The sequence below is a fragment of the Pseudomonas sp. OVF7 genome (assembly GCF_030644265.1).
GTDB classification, from domain to species: Bacteria; Pseudomonadota; Gammaproteobacteria; order Pseudomonadales; family Pseudomonadaceae; genus Aquipseudomonas; species Aquipseudomonas gorinensis.
The window spans coordinates 2879988-2900572 of the sequence record NZ_CP128996.1 but is presented as its reverse complement, the minus strand read 5'-3'; the positions used below and the strand labels follow the sequence as shown (position 1 = coordinate 2900572).

The window sequence follows — 20585 nt, the reverse complement described above, 5'->3', positions numbered from 1 at the left end:
GCCCGCAGGCCGTCCATAAGATCGTTTTTCCGTGAGTAGCCATGGTCGACAAACTGACGCATCTGAAACAGCTGGAGGCGGAAAGCATCCACATCATCCGCGAGGTCGCCGCCGAGTTCGACAACCCGGTGATGCTCTACTCGATCGGTAAAGACTCCGCCGTGATGCTGCACCTGGCACGCAAGGCGTTCTTCCCGGGCAAGCTGCCGTTCCCGGTGATGCACGTCGACACCCAGTGGAAGTTCCAGGAAATGTACCGGTTCCGCGACCGCATGGTTGAAGAGCTGGGCCTGGAGTTGATCACCCATGTCAACCCGGACGGCGTGGCGCAGGGCATCAACCCGTTTACCCACGGCAGTGCCAAGCACACCGACATCATGAAGACCGAGGGCCTCAAGCAGGCTCTGGACAAATATGGTTTCGACGCAGCCTTTGGCGGTGCCCGTCGCGATGAAGAGAAATCCCGTGCCAAAGAGCGCGTGTACTCGTTCCGTGACAGCAAGCACCGCTGGGACCCGAAGAACCAGCGCCCGGAGTTGTGGAACGTCTACAACGGCAACGTCAACAAGGGCGAGTCGATCCGTGTGTTCCCGCTGTCCAACTGGACCGAGCTGGATATCTGGCAGTACATCTACCTGGAAGGTATCCCGATCGTGCCGCTGTACTTCGCCGCCGAGCGCGACGTGATCGAGAAGAACGGCACGCTGATCATGATCGACGACGACCGCATCCTTGAGCACTTGTCCGACGAAGACAAAGCCCGCATCGTCAAAAAGAAAGTACGTTTCCGTACCCTTGGCTGCTACCCGTTGACGGGCGCGGTGGAGTCCGAAGCCGAGACGCTGACGGACATCATTCAGGAAATGCTCCTGACGCGAACTTCCGAGCGCCAGGGCCGGGTCATCGACCACGATGGCGCAGGCTCGATGGAAGACAAGAAACGTCAGGGTTATTTCTAAGGGGTTGTCACCAATGTCGCATCAATCTGATTTGATCAGCGAGGACATCCTCGCCTACCTGGGCCAGCACGAGCGCAAGGAAATGTTGCGCTTCCTGACCTGCGGCAACGTCGACGACGGCAAGAGCACCCTGATCGGGCGCCTGCTGCACGACTCTAAGATGATCTACGAAGATCACCTGGAAGCCATCACCCGCGATTCGAAGAAGGTCGGCACCACCGGTGACGACATCGACCTGGCCTTGCTGGTCGATGGCCTGCAGGCCGAGCGTGAGCAGGGCATCACCATCGATGTCGCGTACCGCTACTTCTCCACCGCCAAGCGCAAATTCATCATCGCCGACACCCCCGGCCATGAGCAGTACACCCGCAACATGGCCACCGGTGCATCCACCTGTGACCTGGCGATCATCCTGGTGGACGCGCGCTACGGCGTGCAGACCCAGACCCGTCGCCACAGCTTCATTGCCTCGTTGCTGGGCATCAAGCACATCGTGATCGCCATCAACAAGATGGACCTCAACGGCTTCGACGAGCGCGTGTTCGAGCAGATCAAGGCCGACTACCTGAAGTTCGCCGATGGCATCGCCTTCAAGCCGAGCACCATGGCGTTCGTGCCGATGTCGGCCCTCAAGGGCGACAACGTGGTGAACAAGAGCGAGCGCTCGCCTTGGTACACCGGCCAGTCCCTGATGGAGATCCTCGAGACTGTCGAGATCGCCAACGATCGCAACTACACCGACCTGCGTTTCCCGGTGCAGTACGTCAACCGTCCGAACCTGAACTTCCGCGGGTTTGCCGGCACCCTGGCCAGCGGCATTGTGCACAAGGGCGACGAAGTCGTGGTGCTGCCGTCAGGCAAGAGCAGCCGCGTCAAATCCATCGTCACCTTCGAAGGTGAACTGGAACACGCAGGCCCCGGCCAGGCCGTGACCCTGACCATGGAAGACGAGATCGACATCTCCCGTGGCGACTTGCTGGTGCATGCCGATAACGTGCCGCAAGTCACCGACGCTTTTGACGCCATGCTGGTGTGGATGGCTGAAGAGCCGATGCTGCCGGGCAAGAAATACGACATCAAGCGTGCCACCAGCTACGTGCCGGGCTCTATCACCAACATCGTGCACCGTGTGGACGTGAACACCCTGGCCGAAGGCCCGGCAAGTGCTCTGCAATTGAACGAGATTGGCCGGGTCAAGGTCAGCCTTGACGCCGCCATTGCGCTGGACGGCTATGCGAGCAACCGCACCACCGGCGCGTTTATCGTCATCGACCGCTTGACCAACGGCACCGTGGCCGCAGGCATGATCATCGCACCGCCCGTGACCCACGGCAGTGCGGCGCAGCATGGCAAGTTGGCCCACGTGTCCACCGAAGAGCGCGCGCAGCGTTTCGGTCAGCAGCCTGCCACCGTGTTGTTCAGCGGCCTGTCAGGCGCAGGTAAAAGCACCTTGGCCTACGCGGTTGAGCGCAGGCTGTTCGACATGGGCCGTGCAGTGTTCGTACTGGATGGCCAGAACCTGCGTCACGACCTCAACAAAGGCCTGCCGCAGGACCGTGTCGGGCGTACCGAGAACTGGCGTCGTGCGGCGCATGTCGCGCGCCAGTTCAACGAAGCCGGCCTGCTGACCCTGGCCGCGTTCGTTGCACCGGACGCCGAAGGGCGTGAACAGGCCAAGGCGCTGATCGGTGCCGATCGCTTGCTGACGGTCTACGTGCAGGCATCGCCGCTGGTGTGCGCTGAGCGTGATCCGCAAGGGTTGTACGCGGCGGGTGGGGATAATATCCCGGGCGAGTCGTTCCCTTACGACGTGCCGTTGAATGCCGACCTGGTGATCGACACCCAGGCACTGTCCCTGGAAGACAGCGTCAAGCAAGTGCTGGAGCTGTTGCGTCAGCGCGGCGCGATCTAATTCAAGATCGAGCGCGGTCAACTGTGAGAGGGGGCTTGCCCCCGATAGCGGTGGGTCAGTAAAGCATGTACTGACTGACACACTGCCATCGGGGCAAGCCCCCTCCCACATTTTGATCAATGTTTGTCTGGGTATTCGGTGTGGAGCCTGCCCAGCAGCGCATCCTTGTCTTCCCATAGCGTGTTGATCCAACCCTGGAACGCCGTCCTGTACTCCCCATCCTGCTCATAATTCTTGCCAATGAACTCGGCCGGAATCGGCACCTCTTCAAACTGCACCACCACGTCCTGCACATTCCCGCACAGCAAGTCCCAATACCCCGGGCGTCCGGCGGGATAGTGGATGGTCACGTTGACCAGTGACTTCAACTGTTCACCCATGGCATCCAGGACAAATGCGATACCACCGGCCTTGGGCTTGAGCAGGTAGCGAAACGGCGAGTTCTGCTGCGCGTGCTTGCCCGGCGTAAAGCGCGTGCCTTCGGCAAAGTTGAAAATACCTACCGGGTTGTCACGAAACTTCGCGCAGGTCTTGCGGGTGGTTTCCAGGTCTTTGCCTTTCTTCTCCGGGTGTTTTTCCAGGTAGGCCTTGGTGTAGCGCTTCATGAAAGGAAAACCCAGCGCCCACCACGCCAGGCCAATCACCGGCACCCAGATGAGCTCCTGCTTGAGGAAAAACTTGAGCGGGCGAATCCGTCGATTGAGCACGTATTGCAGCACCATGATGTCGACCCAGCTCTGGTGGTTGCTGGTCACCAGGTACGAGTGCTGGTAGTCCAGGCCTTCAAGGCCTTTAAGGTGCCAACGGGTGCGGCGCACCAGGTTCATCCAACCCTTGTTGTTGGTGACCCAGGCTTCATGGGTGTGGTTCATCAGCCACTCGCTGAAGCGCTTGGCGAACGGCAGCGCCTTGAACAGCGCGACGACAAACAGGAACGAACACAACAGGATCGTATTCAGCGCCAACAACAGCGAAGCGATCACCCCGCGCGCGGCGGCAGGTAGAAAATCCAGCATTTAGATATCCATAGGTCGGTTGGCGGCTTGAATCGCCGTCAGGGCGATGGTGTACACGATGTCATCCACTTGGGCGCCGCGCGGCAGGTCATTCACCGGCTTGCGCAGGCCTTGGAGCATCGGCCCCAGGCTGACGCAATCGGCGCTGCGTTGTACCGCCTTGTGGGTGGTGTTGCCGGTGTTCAGGTCGGGGAATACGAACACGGTGGCCTTGCCGGCTACCAGGCTGTCGGGCGCCAGTTGCCGGGCGACGTTTTCGTTGGCGGCGGCGTCGTATTGCAACGGGCCGTCGATCAGCAGCGAGCTTTGCTGTTCGTGGGCGAGCAGGGTGGCTTCGCGGACTTTTTCCACTTCTTCGCCGCTGGCCGAGTCACCGCTGGAATAGCTGATCATCGCCACCCGCGGGGTGATACCGAACGCGGCCGCCGATTCAGCGCTTTGCAGGGCGATTTCCGCCAGCTCGGCAGCGCTTGGGTGCGGGTTCATCACGCAGTCGCCGTACACCAGCACTTGTTCGGGGAACAGCATGAAGAACACTGACGACACCAAGGTGCAGCCCGGCGCGGTCTTGATCAGTTGCAGGGCCGGGCGAATAGTGTTGGCGGTGGAGTGGATAACCCCGGAAACCAGGCCGTCCACTTCGTCCAGGGCCAGCATCATGGTGGCGATTACCACGGTGTCTTCCAGTTGCTGCTCGGCCATCGGTGCGTTGAGGCTTTTGCTCTTGCGCAACGCCACCATCGGCTCGACATAGCGTTGGCGGATCAGGTCCGGGTCGAGAATCTCCAGGCCTTCGGGCAATTCAATGCCTTGGGCGCGGGCGACCGCTTCCACGTCAGCCGGCTTGGCCAGCAGCACACAGCGGGCGATGCCCCGGGCCTGGCAGATGGCGGCGGCTTGGACGGTCAATGGCTCGCTGCCCTCGGGCAGCACAATGCGTTTGTTGGCCGCCTGGGCGCGTTGGATCAGTTGGTAGCGGAACACCGCCGGCGACAGGCGCATCTCCCGTGGCGTGCCGCAACGCTGGTGCAGCCAGCGCGCATCGAGGTGGCTGGCGACGAAATCGGTGATGATCTCCGCGCGCTCGCGGTCATCGATGGGGATTTCCTTGTTGAGGTTGTTGAGCAGGTTGGCGGTTTCGTAGGAACCGGTACTCACCGACAAAACCGGCAGCCCAGCCTGGAACGCGCCGCGGCACAGATCCATGATGCGCGGGTCGGGCAGGGTATCGCTGGTCAGCAGCAGGCCGGCCAGGGGCACGCCGTTGATCGCGGCCAGGCTGACGGCGAGGATGATGTCGTCACGGTCGCCGGGGGTTACCACCAGTACCCCGGGCTTGAGCAGCTCCACGGTGTTACGCATGGTGCGCGCGCAGATGATGATCTTGGTCATGCGCCGGGTTTCGTAGTCGCCGGCATTGAGGATTTGCGCGCCCATCAGGTCGGCCACGTCGCGGGTGCGCGGCGCGTTGAGTTCCGGCTGGTAGGGGATGCAGCCCAGCAGGCGGAAATCGCCGCTGCGCAATAACGGCGAATGTTCTTTCAGGCGGGCCGAGAAGGCCTCCATGCTTTCGTCGGTGCGCACCTTATTCAGGATCACGCCGAGGACTTTCGGGTCTTTCGGGCCACCGAACAACTGGGCCTGCAATTCCACGCGGCCGGAGAGTTCGGTGAGTACTTCATTTTCTGGAGCGGAAACCAGGATCACCTCCGCATCCAGGCTCTTGGCCAGGTGCAGGTTGACCCGGGCCGCGTAGCTGGCGCTGCGGGTCGGCACCATGCCTTCGACGATCAGCACGTCCTTGCCCACGGCAGCCTGTTGGTAAAGGGTGATGATTTCTTCAAGCAACTCGTCGAGCTGGCCATCGCCGAGCATGCGCTCTACGTGGGCCAGGCCGAGAGGTTGGGGCGGTTTCAGGCCGTGGGTGCGGGCCACCAGTTCGGTGGAACGCTCGGGGCCGGTATCGCCGGGGTGCGGCTGGGCAATCGGCTTGAAGAACCCGACTTTCAGTCCGGCCCGCTCAAGGGTACGCACCAGCCCGAGGCTGATGGAGGTCAGACCCACACCAAAATCGGTGGGCGCGATAAAAAAAGTCTGCATGCGAATTCTCTGGAGGTGCATGGCTTCGGTGGCGCTCTATGGTTGAGTGCCTACCGGGAATCAGGCGCCAAGGTTATCGTTATTCGCGCTCCTGCGCACACCAGCCGCAGGCAAAGGGCTGGCCTATTTTTTCAAGGCGTTGCGTGGGCTCCAGCACCCAGACACGAGACTGCCAGGGCGGCTGGTGGCGCAGGTGCTGGGTGTGTCCACAGGACAGCTCGGCAACCCAGTGCAGGTCGTCGTCCTGGTGGAATCCGGTGATGAACGAGGCCGTTGATCGGTCCCGTCCGTCCGGGTTCTGTTCGCTTTCGGGCAAATCCTTGTTTAGACTTGTCCGTTCTTCATTCTTATGCAAAAGGTCTCGCCCCATGACGATCGCCGCTAACAAGGCTGTCTCCATCGACTATACCCTGACCAACGACGCTGGTGAGGTCATCGACAGCTCAGCCGGCGGCGCGCCGCTGGTCTACCTGCAAGGCGCAGGTAATATCATCCCGGGCCTGGAAAAGGCGCTGGAAGGCAAACAGGTTGGTGATGAACTGACCGTGGCCGTAGAGCCTGAAGATGCCTACGGCGAATACTCCGCCGAACTGGTCAGCACCCTGAGCCGCAGCATGTTCGAAGGCGTCGACGAGTTGGAAGTGGGCATGCAGTTCCACGCTTCCGCGCCGGACGGCCAAATGCAGATCGTCACCATCCGTGATCTGGACGGCGACGATGTGACTGTCGACGGTAACCACCCCCTGGCAGGCCAGCGCCTGAACTTCCAAGTGAAGATCGTCGCCATCCGCGACGCTTCCCAGGAAGAAGTGGCTCACGGCCACGTCCACGGTGAAGGCGGTCACCACCACTGATTGATGCACTGATCAGGTGGTAGCAAAAATGCCCCGACTGGTTCGGGGCGTTTTTTTGCCCGGAATTCCCCGTTTTTTTGGCGAGCGGGCTTGCCACAGATCACGGCCAGGACTTTTCAGGCACAAACAAAAATGCCCCGGACCTTTCGGTACGGGGCATTTCTTAACTGTTACGCAACCGGGGTTACGTGGCAGTTCTTACCACTTAGGCTGCTGCTGCAACGCTCAGAGCCTTGATGTGGCCATTCAGGCGGCTCTTATGACGAGCGGCCTTGTTCTTGTGGATGATGCCTTTATCGGCCATACGGTCGATAACCGGCACTGCCAGAACGTAAGCAGCTTGGGCTTTTTCAGCGTCTTTGGTGTCGATGGCTTTAACTACATTCTTGATGTAGGTACGAACCATGGAACGCAGGCTGGCGTTGTGGCTGCGACGCTTCTCAGCCTGTTTTGCACGTTTTTTGGCGGAAGGTGTGTTGGCCACCGTCGAGCTCCTCGAAAGACTTTTTAGGAAATAGCAAACAAAATAGGCCGCGAATCATGCCGATGACTTGATGGGTTGTCAAGGGCGGCTGATGCGAACTGCTGAGTGGTCGATCTGAAGAGGCGGGTGATTTATTTCCGGCGCTTGACCTGTAAACTCGCGAGCTTTGGCTCTGTGCTGTTGCAGGCGCGCAGTATCGCATATGTAGGCGCTTAGTTCGCCTGCTCTTTATCTATAGGCGCAAACTCTTTCAATGAATCTGCTCAAATCGTTGGCCGCCGTCAGCTCTATCACGATGATCTCCCGGGTTTTGGGGTTTGTGCGTGACACCCTGCTGGCGCGCATTTTTGGCGCCAGCATGGCCACGGATGCCTTCTTTATAGCGTTTAAGCTGCCCAACCTGCTGCGGCGAATCTTCGCCGAGGGCGCATTTTCCCAGGCGTTCGTGCCGATCCTGGCTGAATACAAGACCCAGCAGGGCGAAGAGGCGACCCGTACCTTTATTGCCTACGTCTCGGGCCTGCTCACCCTGGTATTGATGCTGGTGACCATCGCCGGCATGCTCGCCGCCCCCTGGGTGATCTGGGCGACGGCGCCCGGTTTCGCCAACACCCCGGAAAAATTCGCGCTGACCACTGATCTGTTGCGCGCGACCTTTCCTTATATATTGCTGATCTCCCTATCCTCCCTGGCCGGGGCGATCCTCAATACCTGGAATCGTTTCTCGGTGCCGGCCTTCGTGCCGACCCTGCTGAACGTCAGCATGATTATCTTCGCGCTGTTCCTTACGCCGTACTTCGATCCGCCGGTCATGGCCCTGGGCTGGGCGGTCCTGGCAGGCGGGCTGGCGCAATTGCTGTACCAACTGCCGCACCTGAAAAAGATCGGCATGCTCGTCCTGCCGCGCCTGAACCTCAAGGACACAGGCGTCTGGCGCGTAATGCGCAACATGTTGCCGGCGATCCTCGGTGTGTCGGTCAGTCAGATTTCCCTGATCATCAACACCGCGTTTGCCTCGCTGCTGGTCTCCGGCTCGGTGTCGTGGATGTACTACGCCGATCGTCTGATGGAACTGCCGTCCGGCGTGCTTGGCGTTGCCCTGGGCACGATTTTGCTGCCGACCCTGGCGCGTACCTACGCCAGCAAGGATCGCCAGGAGTACTCGCGCATTCTCGACTGGGGGCTGCGCCTGTGTTTCGTCCTGGTGTTGCCGTGCTCCCTGGCGCTGGGAATCCTGGCTGAGCCGCTGACGGTGTCGCTGTTCCAGTACGGGCAATTCGATGCACACGACGCCCTGATGACCCAGCATGCGTTGATTGCCTACTCCGTCGGCCTGCTCGGCATTATCGTGATCAAAGTGCTGGCGCCGGGTTTCTACGCCCAGCAAAACATCCGCACGCCGGTGAAGATTGCAATCTTCACGCTGATCGTCACGCAACTGCTCAACCTGGTATTCATCGGCCCGCTGGCCCACGCCGGTCTTGCCTTGGCGATCAGCGCCGGTGCCTGTATCAATGCGGGCCTGCTGTTTTATCAACTGCGTAAGCAGCAGATGTTCCAACCGCAGCCGGGCTGGGGGATGTTTGCGCTCAAGTTGCTGGTAGCGGTGGCGATGATGTCGGCCGTGCTGCTCGGGCTGATGCACATCATGCCCGCCTGGGATCAAGGCCATATGTTGGAGCGCTTCATGCGCCTTGGCGTACTTGTCGTCGCCGGTGTGGTGGTGTACTTCGGGATGTTGCTGCTGCAGGGCTTCCGCCTGCGGGATTTCAATCGCAAGTCGCTGGGATAGAGACTTTGCCGTGATAAAACGATTGTTTTATCGATTCGACCCATTTGGCCTGCGCTGTTGCCTGTGATCCGGGGCCGGGTGTGGTTATAATCGACCACTTTATGAGCAAGAAGCGCGTTATGCAGCTGGTTCGAGGTCTCCACAACCTGCGCCCCCAGCATCGGGGCTGCGTCGCCACTATTGGCAACTTTGACGGTGTTCACCGTGGCCACCAGGCTATCCTGGCAAGGCTGCGCGAGCGTGCGGTCGAGTTGGGCGTGCCCAGCTGCGTGGTGATTTTTGAGCCGCAGCCGCGGGAATACTTTACCCCGGAAACGGCACCGGCCCGTCTGGCCCGCCTTCGGGACAAGCTGCAACTGCTGGCCGACGAAGGTGTGGACCGCGTCCTCTGCCTGGCCTTCAACCAGCGTTTGCAGAGCCTCAGCGCCGCTGAGTTTGTCGACCGTATCCTGGTCGATGGCCTGGGCGTACAGCATTTGGAGGTCGGCGACGACTTCCGTTTCGGTTGTGACCGGGTCGGCGATTTCGATTTCCTGCAACACGCCGGTGTCACCCAGGGGTTTACCGTCGAAGCCGCGCAAACCGTCGAACTGGATGGCCTGCGCGTGAGCAGCACCCAGGTGCGTAATGCCCTGGCCGCTGCCGACTTCGCCTTGGCCGAGCGTCTGCTCGGTCGCCCGTTCCGCATTGCCGGGCGGGTATTGCACGGCCAGAAGCTGGCGCGCCAACTGGGTACGCCAACTGCCAACGTGCAACTCAAGCGCCGTCGTGTGCCGCTGACCGGGGTTTACCTGGTGAGCGTCGATATCGACGGCCAATCGTGGCCGGGAGTCGCCAATATAGGTGTCAGGCCCACGGTTGCAGGTGATGGCAAGGCCCACCTGGAAGTTCACCTTTTGGATTTTGCCGGTGATCTGTATGACCGGCGTTTGACGGTGGTTTTCCACCAGAAGCTGCGTGAAGAGCAGCGTTTCGCCTCCCTGGAGGCGTTGAAAACGGCGATCAATGCGGATGTCGCCGCCGCCCGTGCACTAGCCGCACCTAGCGCCCATCGCTAACCGAAGAGCCTTAAATGACCGACTATAAAGCCACGCTAAACCTTCCGGACACCGCCTTCCCAATGAAGGCCGGCCTGCCACAGCGCGAACCGCAGATCCTGCAGCGCTGGGACAGTATTGGCCTGTACGGAAAGTTGCGCGAAATTGGCAAGGATCGTCCGAAATTCGTTCTGCACGACGGCCCTCCTTACGCCAACGGCACGATTCACATCGGTCATGCGCTGAACAAGATTCTCAAGGACATGATCATCCGTTCGAAAACCCTTTCGGGTTTCGACGCGCCTTATGTTCCGGGTTGGGACTGCCATGGCCTGCCGATCGAACACAAAGTCGAAGTGACCTACGGCAAGAACCTGGGCGCCGACAAGACCCGCGAGCTGTGCCGTGCCTACGCCAGCGAGCAGATCGAAGGGCAGAAGTCCGAATTCATCCGCCTGGGCGTGCTGGGCGATTGGGACAACCCGTACAAGACCATGAACTTCAAGAACGAGGCCGGTGAAATCCGCGCCTTGGCCGAAATCGTCAAGGGCGGTTTCGTGTTCAAGGGCCTCAAGCCCGTGAACTGGTGCTTTGACTGCGGTTCGGCCCTGGCTGAAGCGGAAGTCGAGTACGAAGACAAGAAGTCCTCGACCATCGACGTGGCCTTCCCGGTTGCCGACGACGTCAAGCTCGCCGAGGCCTTCGGCCTGTCGAGCCTGGCCAAGCCTGCCGCCATCGTGATCTGGACCACCACCCCGTGGACCATTCCGGCCAACCAGGCGCTGAACGTGCACCCGGAGTTCACCTACGCCCTGGTGGACGTTGGTGATCGGCTGCTGGTGCTGGCTGAAGAAATGGTCGAGGCCTGCCTGGCTCGCTACGAGCTGCAAGGCTCGGTGATTGCTACCACGACCGGCTCTGCGCTGGAACTGATCAACTTCCGTCATCCGTTCTACGACCGCCTGTCGCCGGTGTACCTGGCTGACTACGTCGAGCTGGGTTCCGGTACCGGCGTGGTTCACTGCTCGCCTGCCTATGGCGTGGACGACTTCGTCATCTGCAAGAAGTACGGCCTGGTGAACGATGACATCATCAACCCGGTGCAAAGCAATGGCGTATATGCGCCTTCGCTGGAGTTCTTCGGTGGCCAGTTCATCTTCAAGGCCGACCAGGCGATCATCGACAAGCTGCGCGAAGTCGGCGCACTCATGCAAACCGCGACTATCCAGCACAGCTATATGCACTGCTGGCGCCACAAGACCCCGCTGATCTACCGCGCCACCGCGCAGTGGTTCATCGGCATGGACAAAGAGCCCGCCAGCGGCGACACCCTGCGTGTGCGCTCGCTCAAAGCCATCGAAGACACCAAGTTCGTCCCGGCCTGGGGCCAGGCGCGCCTGCACTCGATGATCGCCAATCGTCCAGACTGGTGCATCTCCCGCCAGCGCAACTGGGGTGTGCCGATCCCGTTCTTCCTGAACAAGGAAAGCGGCGAACTGCACCCTCGCACTGTCGAACTGATGGAAACCGTGGCTCAACGCGTTGAACAGGAAGGCATCGAAGCCTGGTTCAAGCTGGATGCCGCCGAGCTGCTGGGTGACGAAGCGCCGCTGTACGACAAGATCAGCGACACCCTCGACGTGTGGTTCGACTCCGGTACTACCCACTGGCACGTATTGCGCGGCTCGCACCCGATGGGCCACGAGAACGGCCCACGTGCGGACCTCTACCTGGAAGGCTCGGACCAGCACCGTGGCTGGTTCCACTCCTCGTTGCTGACGGGTTGCGCCATCGACGACCACGCCCCGTACCGCGAACTGCTGACCCACGGTTTCACCGTCGACGAGACGGGCCGCAAGATGTCCAAGTCGCTGAAGAACGTGATCGAACCGAAAAAGATCAACGACACCTTGGGTGCCGACATCATGCGTCTGTGGGTAGCCTCGACCGATTACTCGGGCGAGATCGCCGTGTCGGACCAGATTCTGGCCCGCAGCGCCGATGCCTACCGTCGTATCCGCAATACCGCACGCTTCATGCTGTCGAACCTGACCGGTTTCAACCCGGCCACCGACATCCTGCCGGCCGAGGACATGCTCGCCCTGGACCGTTGGGCCGTGGACCGTACCCTGTTGCTGCAGCGCGAGCTGCAGGAGCACTACGGCGAATACCGCTTCTGGAACGTGTACTCGAAGATCCACAATTTCTGCGTGCAGGAACTGGGTGGTTTCTACCTCGATATCATCAAGGACCGCCAGTACACCACCGGCGCCAACAGCAAGGCGCGCCGTTCGGCGCAGACCGCGCTGTACCACATCAGCGAAGCGCTGGTGCGCTGGATCGCACCGATCCTGGCCTTCACCGCCGACGAACTGTGGGAGTACCTGCCGGGCGAGCGTAACGAGTCCGTGATGCTCAACACCTGGTATGAAGGCCTGACCGAACTGCCGGCCGACTTCGAGCTGGGTCGCGAGTACTGGGAAGGCGTGATGGCCGTGAAGGTCGCGGTGAACAAGGAACTGGAAGTCCAGCGTGCGGCCAAGGCCGTCGGTGGCAACCTGCAGGCCGAAGTCACCCTGTTTGCCGAGGAAAGCCTGACCGCCGACCTGGCCAAGCTGAGCAACGAACTGCGCTTCGTGTTGATCACGTCCACCGCCAGCCTGGCACCCTTTGCCCAGGCTCCAGCGGATGCCGTGGCCACCGAAGTACCGGGCCTCAAGCTCAAAGTGGTCAAGTCGGCGTTCCCTAAGTGCGCCCGTTGCTGGCACTGTCGTGAAGACGTTGGCGTAAACCCCGAGCATCCGGAAATCTGCGGTCGTTGCGTCGACAACATCAGCGGTGCTGGCGAGGTTCGCCACTATGCCTGATGCAGCGGATCGTTTCGGACGCCTGGGCTGGCTCGTACTGAGCGTGCTGGTACTGGTCATCGACCAGGTCAGCAAGGCTCATTTCGAGGGTTCCCTGGAGATGTTCCAGCAGATCGTGGTAATTCCGGATTACTTCAGCTGGACCCTGGCCTACAACACCGGCGCCGCCTTCAGTTTCCTCGCTGACAGCGGTGGCTGGCAGCGCTGGCTGTTCGCCCTGATTGCCGTGGTGGTCAGTGCGGTGCTGGTGGTCTGGCTCAAGCGCCTGGGCCGCGATGACACCTGGCTGGCGATCGCCTTGGCCCTGGTGCTGGGCGGCGCGCTGGGCAACTTGTACGACCGCATTGCCCTGGGCCATGTGATCGACTTCATTCTGGTGCACTGGCAGAACCGCTGGTACTTCCCGGCGTTCAACTTTGCCGACAGCGCCATCACCGTCGGTGCAATCATGCTGGCGCTGGATATGTTCAAGAGTAAGAAAACCGGAGAGACCGTCAATGACTGATCAGGTATTGGCTGAACAACGTATCGGCCAGAACACGGAAGTCACTTTGCATTTCGCACTGCGCCTGGAGAATGGCGACACGGTCGACAGCACGTTCGACAAAGCCCCGGCGACCTTCAAGGTGGGTGATGGCAACCTGCTGCCGGGTTTCGAAGCGGCCCTGTTCGGTTTCAAGGCCGGCGACAAGCGCAACCTGCAGATCCTGCCGGAAAACGCCTTTGGCCAGCCAAACCCGCAAAACGTGCAGATCATCCCGCGTTCGCAGTTCCAGGATATGGAGCTGTCGGAAGGCCTGCTGGTGATCTTCAACGATGCGGCGAACACCGAGTTGCCTGGTGTGGTCAAGGCTTTCGATGATGCGCAGGTAACCATCGACTTCAATCACCCGTTGGCCGGTAAAACCTTGACGTTCGACGTTGAAATCATCGACGTTAAAGCAATCTGATCAACGACACACAATCATGTGTGGAGTGGGCTTGTGTGGGAGGGGGGCTTGCCCCCGATAGCGGTGGTTCAGTCAAAGGTTTGTCTACTGACCCACCGCCATCGGGGGCAAGCCCCCTCCCACCTATGATCTTCATTGTCGTTTGGGTCAGCGTCACGCCTGACCCAAAATAGCCGCAAGACACGAGGCACCGCATGCAAATCAAACTCGCCAACCCCCGTGGCTTCTGCGCTGGCGTGGACCGGGCGATCGAAATCGTCAATCGCGCCCTGGAAGTCTTCGGACCGCCGATTTACGTACGCCATGAAGTGGTCCACAACAAATTCGTGGTCGAAGACCTGCGCGCTCGCGGCGCGATCTTTGTCGAAGAGCTGGACCAGGTGCCGGACGACGTCATCGTCATCTTCAGCGCCCACGGGGTCTCCCAGGCGGTGCGTACTGAAGCTGCCGGGCGTGGCCTGAAAGTCTTCGATGCCACCTGCCCGCTGGTGACCAAGGTTCACATCGAAGTTGCGCGCTACAGCCGCGACGGCCGTGAGTGCATCCTGATCGGCCATGCTGGCCATCCGGAAGTCGAAGGCACCATGGGCCAATACGACGGCAGCAATGGTGGTGCGATCTACCTGGTGGAGGACGAAAAGGACGTCGCCAGCTTGCAGGTGCATAACCCTGAACGCTTGGCCTTCGTGACCCAGACCACCTTGTCCATGGACGACACCAGTCGCGTGATCGATGCCCTGCGCACACGTTTCCCGGCGATTGGCGGTCCACGCAAGGATGACATCTGCTACGCCACTCAAAACCGCCAGGATGCGGTCAAGCAATTGGCTGATGAGTGCGACGTGGTGTTGGTCGTTGGCAGCCCCAACAGCTCCAACTCCAATCGGCTGCGTGAGCTGGCCGAGCGGATGGCGACCCCGGCGTACCTGATCGATGGTGCCGAAGACATGCAGCGCAGTTGGTTCGACGGTGTCGAGCGGATCGGCATCACGGCGGGCGCTTCGGCGCCGGAAGTCCTGGTGCGTGGTGTGATCCAGCAGTTGCAGGCCTGGGGTGCCACGGGTGCCGATGAGCTCGCCGGACGTGAAGAGAACATCACTTTCTCCATGCCCAAGGAGCTGCGGGTTCGCTCGCTGCTCTGAGCCCCAGGGTGGCGGCGTAGCCCCGGCACAAGGCCTGCTCGGTTTTATCGCTGCGCAGGCTGATGCGTCCGCTGGGCGCCAGTACCACCTGGAACAGGCTCTGTGCCTGATCCGTCGCACACACATGGACGGTGCCGGCACGGAATCCCCCGCCTGCAAACACAGGCTCGCCCAACCCGCTGAAGCGTACTTGGTGCTTGACGGGCCCGTTGCCCACGATCGGTACGCGTCCACTGTCCTGGCGCTCCAGTAATACGGGGTTTTTGTTGTCCAGGTGCCCGCGCCCGCTCACGTCCACGATCACCCGCCACCCTCGACTCCAGTCGTCGTCCATCGCATGAATGATCACCGCTCGGTTGCGTGCGATGGCTTCGGTGCGGGCGTAGCGCATGCCGCCGGCCAAGGATTGCGCTGCGCTGTGCCGCTGCTGTGACTCAAGCAACCCCTTGAAACTTGGCACGGCCAGGTGAGCCAGGACGCCACTTATGATCAGCCCGAGTAGCAGCTCGATCAGGGTAAAGCCGCGTTGTGTCATATGCCGTCCCTCCTTGGACGCGGTAGATAATCAGATGGCAGGCTTAGGTATAGCGCCCTGAAGGGGGCGTTGAATGATGGCTTTTATGTCCAAAGTATTTCCCTATGTTCCGGGAGCAGCACGGTCGAAAAACCGCCGCTAGTCTTTGGCCGCACAGCAGGTTTTTCCTGCTTTCCCCGGCCTTCGACATGGATGACGACGGTAATGCTTGCTTGCCCTGACGTTTTTCTAACCCCTGCTGCACCCGAGCACCAAACTGGCATGACGCTGATCGAGGTGTTGGTGGCGGTGTTGATACTCGCCGTTGGCCTGCTCGGCGCAGCGGTGGTCCAGCTCAACGCGCTCAAGTACACCGACAGCGCGCGAATGACCAGCCAGGCCAGCTTTATCGCCTACGACATGCTCGACCGTCTTCGCGCCAACTCGGGCGCCGACTATTCGTGGGGGCTGGCCGAACGTGCCCCTTCCGTCACTGCCGGGGCGAGTGTGCGTGACTTGGACTTGCACGACTTCGAAGCCAATATCGTCGGTTTTGCTGGTGAGAGCGGCCAAGGTTCGGTGGTCATGCGCGGCAATGAGGTGATCGTCAGCATCAGTTGGGACGATGGCCGTGGCGCAAACAGCGGTGGCGCGCGGGAAACCTTCACCCTGACCAGCCGCATCGCCAGCGAGCCGCAGGTGGGGCCATGAACCGCGCGGTACGTGGGTTCAGCCTGCTGGAGTTGTTGTTGGCATTGGCGGTCGGGTTGATGCTGGTACTTGGCGTCAGCCAGGTCGCAATCAGCGCTCGATCGACCCAGGCCACTCAGCAGTCAGCCATGCTGATGCAAGACGATGCGCGATTTGCGCTCGGCAAATTGATTCAGGACATTCGCCTGGCGGGCATGTTTGGTTGCCTGGATGCGGGCTTTATCGAGAATGCGCCGCAGGCCTTTGAGCGGCCGATCAGTTGGGCAGGGGCGGGCAGCTCAAGGTCCCTGACGCTGGTTACGGCGGATATTGGTGAAGGCAGCGGGAAGCCGGACTGGACGGTGTTGTCCGACTGCTCCGGTTCCGCCCAGGCCTATTCGGGCACGCCACCGCCCGCTGCACCGGGGCAGATTCGGTTTGGCATACGCCAGGTCACCTACACCTTTGAGTCGGGCCAGATGAAAGCCAGTACGCCAGCATCCCCGGCCAAGGCGGTGCTGGTGGATGGCGTGCAGGCGTTCGATATCAGTTTTGGCATGGCGGACCGACCGGGTTCGACACGCGTGGTGCGGTATGAGTCCAGCCCGCTCGATGCTTCATTGATCCTCAGTGTCCGCATTCTCCTCACGCTGCACGACCCGACGGAGCGCGTGAAGGCTCAAACCTGGAGCGTCGTTGCCGCACTGCGTAACCGGTTGGGGTAGGGCGCTCATGGGGCTTGATAAGCGTGTCGATCTTCGCCAGGCGGGAATGGTGCTGTTGATCAGCCTGGTATTCCTGCTGTTGTTATCCCTGGTGGGCCTGTCTTCGATGCAGGGGGCCGTGTCCCAGCAGAAGATCGCCGGCAGCTTCTGGCATCGCAATCAGTCGCTGCAAAGTGCTGAAAGCGGCCTTCGGCTGGGGGAGACAGCCCTGCGGCGGGCAGGTGGTGCGTGGCCAACATGCACGTCACTCGTGACCTGTGCACCGCCAGGCGAGGCGTCTTCGGTAACTGGTGCTGGGCTTCATCCCGTGTCCGCAGTGACCTGGGTTGCCATGACGGGTGGCCTTTACGCTATTCAATCCCTCGGCCCAGCTGTGGGGCTGGTTCATCTGCCGCCCGAAACCCCGGCAATGCTGTATCGGGTCACGGCTGTAGGGCTCAGCGGTCAATCACGCACTGTGCTGGAGGTGGTGTATGCGCGGGTCGGCGAAGGCAGTGGGGCGCGGTTTCAGCGAGTGTTGTGGCGGCAACTTTACTGAGGAATGGTGTCATGGGCATGGATAGCCGAGGTTTTACCCTGATTGAGTTGTTGATCGCGGTGGCGATCATCGCGTTGCTGGCTGGTATCGCCTACCCCGGGTATACCGGCCATGTCCAAAAGGTTTATCGCGCGGAAATTGTCGCGCTGTTGACTGAACAGGCCCAGCATCTGGAACGCTATTACACGAGGAACGGCACTTTTATTGACGCAAACGGCATCAGTGCCGGCAATGATCGCTATAGAATCAGCGTGGCATTGAACCCTCAGGCGTTCAGCCTGCTAGCCACGCCGGTCGTCGACTCAGTCATGGCGGGTGATCGTTGCGGCGAATTCAGCCTGACCAGTACCGGCGTGCGCAGTAATCCGGGCGCAGCACCTGACATGTCGCGTACGACGTGCTGGGGGCAATGATGAGAGTGTTCGATTGGGCGCCGGGCGCGCTTTTCCCTTTTTATCGGCTGGATCAAATGATGGCTAAGCAGCAAGTGGTGATTGTCGGTGGTGGAGTAATCGGCTTGTTGACGGCGTTCAACCTGGCTACCCAGGGCCGGGCGGTCGTCCTGTTGGAGCGAGCGGGGCTTGGGCAGGAATCTTCCTGGGCGGGCGGCGGTATTGTTTCGCCATTGTATCCGTGGCGCTACAGCCCGGCGGTCACGGCGTTGGCCCATTGGTCCCAGGATTTTTATCCACAGCTGGCTGAGCGCTTGTTTGCTGATACCGGGGTCGACCCGCAGGTTCACACCACGGGGCTGTACTGGTTGGACTTGGAAGATGAAGCCGAAGCCTTGGCCTGGGCCGCGCGTGAGGGGCGGCCATTGAGCAAGGTGGATGTGTCGGCTGCCCATGATGCGGTCCCGGTGCTGGGTGGCGGCTACTCCCAGGCGATCTACATGGCGAACGTGGCCAATGTGCGTAACCCGCGCTTGATCAAATCGCTCAGGGCCGCGTTGTCGGCGTTGCCTGGGGTGACGATACACGAGCAGTGCGAAGTCGAAGGGTTTGTGCTGGAAGGCGACAAGGTAGTGGGCGTGAACACGGCCGCAGGGCCGATTTTCGGTGAGCAGGTCGTGCTTGCGGCCGGCGCCTGGAGCGGGGAGTTGCTCGGCAAGCTGGGCCTGTCGCTGCCTGTGGAGCCGGTTAAGGGCCAGATGATTTTGTACAAGTGCGCGCCTGACTTTTTATCGCGCATGGTGCTGGCCAAGGGGCGTTATGCGATTCCTCGGCGTGACGGGCATATCCTGATAGGCAGCACCCTGGAGCATGAAGGTTTCGATAAAACCCCAACCGAGTCGGCGTTGGAAAGCCTGAGGGCCTCTGCCGTAGAGCTGATTCCAGCCCTGGCGGAGGCTGAAGTGGTAGGCCATTGGGCGGGTTTGCGGCCTGGTTCGCCGGAAGGGATTCCCTACATCGGCGAAGTACCAGGCTTCAAGGGGCTGTGGCTCAATTGCGGGCATTACCGCAATGGCCTGGTGTTGGCGCCGGCGTCCTGTCAGTTGTTTGCCGACTTGCTGCTCAAGCGCACGCCGATCATTGACCCAGCGCCTTACTCCCCAGCAGGTCGGATCAACGCTGGATAGACTTGGGGCCTTGCTCCAGATGCGCCTGGGTGCAGTACCACATCTGTCCGGTGCTCAACGCGCGATCCTTTGGCAAGTGCACGCCGCAGTGAGCGCAACGCACCATCAAGGCTGCATCGGGTTCGCCGGCCCGTTGCTGTCTGGCTGCGGGGCTTTTGAATTTGCGCCAGAACCATACCGCGGCAGCAATGACGGCAATCCAGAACAGTAGACGAAGCATGATGGGCAGTTTCTCGACAAGGAATGTGGCAGTTTAGCCAAGGACGTGGCGGGCGCACAGCGTAATAAATACGCGCCCATAAAAAAGGGAGCCACCAAGGGCTCCCTTTTTGCGTCGTGTCGAACGGTCAGTCGAACACGCCGAAGGTCATGTAGCTGAACCACGAACGATCCTGGTTGTTGCCCAAGGCTTGTGGCGTTTCTTCTTCGATCACATCACCATTTTCGTCATGCGGCTTGAGGTCCGAAGGAATCGCTTCCTTGGCGTCCTGGAACTGCTTCATCACGTCCTGGTTGGCGCGGGTTTCGCCCGGCGGCAGCGGTGGACGGGACTCGATCAGGCCCAAGGTGTACTTGCTCAGCCACGAACGGTTGTCTGCTTCGGCCACTTGAGGCACGAACTGGCCGTCTTTCAGGCTTGGGTGGTCCGGGTAGTTGAGCTTCAGGGTTTCCAGGCTGGTGGCCGCCAGGGCGTCCAGGTGCAGGCGCTGGTAAGCCTCGGTCATCACTGCCAGGCCATCACCCACCGAAGGGGTTTCCTGGAAGTTCTCCACTACATAGCGACCACGGTTGGCGGCGGCAACATAGGCCTGACGGGTCAGGTAGTAGTGGGCAACGTGGATTTCGTAGGAAGCCAGCAGGTTGCGCAGGTAGATCATGCGCTGCTTGGCGTCCGGCGCGTAGCGGCTGTTAGGGTAGCGGCTGGTCAACTGGGCGAACTCGTTGTAGGAGTCGCGGGCAGCGCCAGGGTCACGCTTGGTCATGTCCAGCGGCAGGAAGCGCGCCAGCAGGCCAACGTCCTGGTCGAACGAGGTCAGGCCCTTCATGTAGTAGGCGTAGTCGACGTTCGGGTGCTGGGGGTGCAGGCGGATAAAACGCTCGGCGGCGGACTTGGCGGCTTCCGGCTCGGCGTTCTTGTAGTTGGCGTAGATCAGCTCGAGCTGGGCCTGGTCGGCGTAGCGTCCGAACGGATAGCGCGACTCCAGGGCCTTCAGCTTCGCTGTGGCGCTGGTGTAGCTATTATTGTCCAAGTCTTTTTGAGCTAATTGATACAGCTCGACTTCGCTCAGGTTTTCGTCGACGACTTCCTTTGTTGACGAGCAAGCAGCAGTCATGGCGAGGATGGCGATCAGCAGCAGGTGTTTCACTTGCATGGCGGCTTGCGTCCCTATGACGGCCGCTGTCTTGGGCGGGGCCGTCCTGTTAT

Annotated in this window: 21 protein-coding genes; 14 read left to right on the top strand and 7 right to left on the bottom strand. The window is 60.8% G+C overall.

The features are described 5' to 3' along the window. The first annotated feature begins 41 nt into the window (after positions 1 to 41). Positions 42 to 959, top strand: coding sequence for a sulfate adenylyltransferase subunit CysD (cysD, locus tag QU606_RS13380; RefSeq protein WP_024073322.1), 918 nt, complete (start codon positions 42 to 44; stop codon positions 957 to 959). Between the two features lie 13 nt (positions 960 to 972). After that, on the top strand, positions 973 to 2871 hold the full coding sequence (gene cysN / locus QU606_RS13375; protein ID WP_069075209.1) for a sulfate adenylyltransferase subunit CysN: 1899 nt from the start codon (positions 973 to 975) through the stop codon (positions 2869 to 2871). Positions 2872 to 2987: 116 nt separating this feature from the next. Here the strand turns inward: cysN and QU606_RS13370 are convergent, their stop codons facing one another. The 3 genes from QU606_RS13370 to QU606_RS13360 all read right to left on the bottom strand — a co-directional run bounded on the left by QU606_RS13370 (position 2988) and on the right by QU606_RS13360 (position 6357). Further along, positions 2988 to 3887, bottom strand: coding sequence for an acyltransferase (locus tag QU606_RS13370; protein WP_168232466.1), 900 nt, complete (start codon positions 3885 to 3887; stop codon positions 2988 to 2990). Further along, entirely contained in the window at positions 3888 to 5987 is a 2100-nt protein-coding gene (pta, locus tag QU606_RS13365; protein ID WP_024073325.1) for a phosphate acetyltransferase, read from the bottom strand. Positions 5988 to 6066: 79 nt separating this feature from the next. Then, the gene (locus QU606_RS13360; protein ID WP_024073326.1) at positions 6067 to 6357 is read right to left on the bottom strand and encodes a DUF3565 domain-containing protein; all 291 of its coding nucleotides are present in this window, start codon (positions 6355 to 6357) and stop codon (positions 6067 to 6069) included. Between QU606_RS13360 and QU606_RS13355 the strand changes: the two genes are divergently transcribed. Further along, on the top strand, positions 6356 to 6841 hold the full coding sequence (locus tag QU606_RS13355; protein ID WP_012722137.1) for a peptidylprolyl isomerase: 486 nt from the start codon (positions 6356 to 6358) through the stop codon (positions 6839 to 6841). The two genes, QU606_RS13360 and QU606_RS13355, sit on opposite strands and share 2 nt — an antisense overlap. Positions 6842 to 7046: 205 nt before the next feature. On the opposite strand, the gene rpsT is transcribed toward QU606_RS13355, so the two are convergent. Next, positions 7047 to 7325, bottom strand: a complete 279-nt coding sequence (gene rpsT / locus QU606_RS13350; protein ID WP_016976313.1) for a 30S ribosomal protein S20 — start codon at positions 7323 to 7325, stop codon at positions 7047 to 7049. Positions 7326 to 7578: 253 nt separating this feature from the next. Between rpsT and murJ the strand changes: the two genes are divergently transcribed. The 6 genes from murJ to ispH all read left to right on the top strand — a co-directional run bounded on the left by murJ (position 7579) and on the right by ispH (position 15113). After that, positions 7579 to 9117, top strand: coding sequence for a murein biosynthesis integral membrane protein MurJ (gene murJ, locus QU606_RS13345; protein WP_304998430.1), 1539 nt, complete (start codon positions 7579 to 7581; stop codon positions 9115 to 9117). A 119-nt stretch (positions 9118 to 9236) separates the two neighbouring features. Next, the gene (gene ribF, locus QU606_RS13340) at positions 9237 to 10175 is read left to right on the top strand and encodes a bifunctional riboflavin kinase/FAD synthetase (RefSeq protein ID WP_024073328.1); all 939 of its coding nucleotides are present in this window, start codon (positions 9237 to 9239) and stop codon (positions 10173 to 10175) included. Positions 10176 to 10189: 14 nt separating this feature from the next. Further along, a complete protein-coding gene (ileS, locus tag QU606_RS13335) occupies positions 10190 to 13021 on the top strand; it encodes an isoleucine--tRNA ligase (protein ID WP_304998429.1) in 2832 nt (943 codons plus the stop codon). Continuing rightward, the gene (gene lspA / locus QU606_RS13330; RefSeq protein WP_024073330.1) at positions 13014 to 13526 is read left to right on the top strand and encodes a signal peptidase II; all 513 of its coding nucleotides are present in this window, start codon (positions 13014 to 13016) and stop codon (positions 13524 to 13526) included. Before ileS ends, lspA begins: the two co-directional genes overlap by 8 nt. A gap of 7 nt (positions 13527 to 13533) precedes the next feature. Further along, the gene (gene fkpB, locus QU606_RS13325) at positions 13534 to 13971 is read left to right on the top strand and encodes an FKBP-type peptidyl-prolyl cis-trans isomerase (RefSeq protein WP_172831370.1); all 438 of its coding nucleotides are present in this window, start codon (positions 13534 to 13536) and stop codon (positions 13969 to 13971) included. Between the two features lie 194 nt (positions 13972 to 14165). Next, the gene (gene ispH / locus QU606_RS13320; protein ID WP_024073332.1) at positions 14166 to 15113 is read left to right on the top strand and encodes a 4-hydroxy-3-methylbut-2-enyl diphosphate reductase; all 948 of its coding nucleotides are present in this window, start codon (positions 14166 to 14168) and stop codon (positions 15111 to 15113) included. Here the strand turns inward: ispH and QU606_RS13315 are convergent. Then, complete coding sequence (locus QU606_RS13315; protein WP_024073333.1) at positions 15067 to 15648, bottom strand: GspH/FimT family protein; 582 nt, start codon at positions 15646 to 15648, stop codon at positions 15067 to 15069. The genes ispH and QU606_RS13315 overlap by 47 nt on opposite strands. A gap of 204 nt (positions 15649 to 15852) precedes the next feature. Between QU606_RS13315 and pilV the strand changes: the two genes are divergently transcribed. The 5 genes from pilV to thiO are packed head-to-tail and all read left to right on the top strand — an operon-like array spanning position 15853 to position 19159. After that, positions 15853 to 16338: a type IV pilus modification protein PilV gene (gene pilV / locus QU606_RS13310; protein ID WP_041160836.1), complete on the top strand. Its 486-nt coding sequence runs from the start codon at positions 15853 to 15855 to the stop codon at positions 16336 to 16338. Beyond that, positions 16335 to 17042: a PilW family protein gene (locus QU606_RS13305; RefSeq protein WP_102624663.1), complete on the top strand. Its 708-nt coding sequence runs from the start codon at positions 16335 to 16337 to the stop codon at positions 17040 to 17042. The genes pilV and QU606_RS13305 overlap by 4 nt, the downstream gene beginning before the upstream one ends. 7 nt (positions 17043 to 17049) lie before the next feature. Further along, positions 17050 to 17580, top strand: a complete 531-nt coding sequence (locus QU606_RS13300) for a PilX N-terminal domain-containing pilus assembly protein (protein ID WP_024073336.1) — start codon at positions 17050 to 17052, stop codon at positions 17578 to 17580. Between the two features lie 11 nt (positions 17581 to 17591). Continuing rightward, complete coding sequence (locus QU606_RS13295) at positions 17592 to 17993, top strand: type IV pilin protein (protein WP_024073337.1); 402 nt, start codon at positions 17592 to 17594, stop codon at positions 17991 to 17993. Positions 17994 to 18049: 56 nt separating this feature from the next. Further along, positions 18050 to 19159 (top strand): glycine oxidase ThiO, encoded by a 1110-nt coding sequence (gene thiO / locus QU606_RS13290; protein WP_041161094.1) that lies wholly within the window; start codon positions 18050 to 18052, stop codon positions 19157 to 19159. Here the strand turns inward: thiO and QU606_RS13285 are convergent. Continuing rightward, positions 19146 to 19379, bottom strand: coding sequence for a PP0621 family protein (locus tag QU606_RS13285; RefSeq protein WP_024073339.1), 234 nt, complete (start codon positions 19377 to 19379; stop codon positions 19146 to 19148). The genes thiO and QU606_RS13285 overlap by 14 nt on opposite strands. Positions 19380 to 19506: 127 nt before the next feature. After that, positions 19507 to 20532 (bottom strand): outer membrane protein assembly factor BamD, encoded by a 1026-nt coding sequence (locus tag QU606_RS13280; RefSeq protein WP_024073340.1) that lies wholly within the window; start codon positions 20530 to 20532, stop codon positions 19507 to 19509. Positions 20533 to 20585 lie beyond the last annotated feature (53 nt).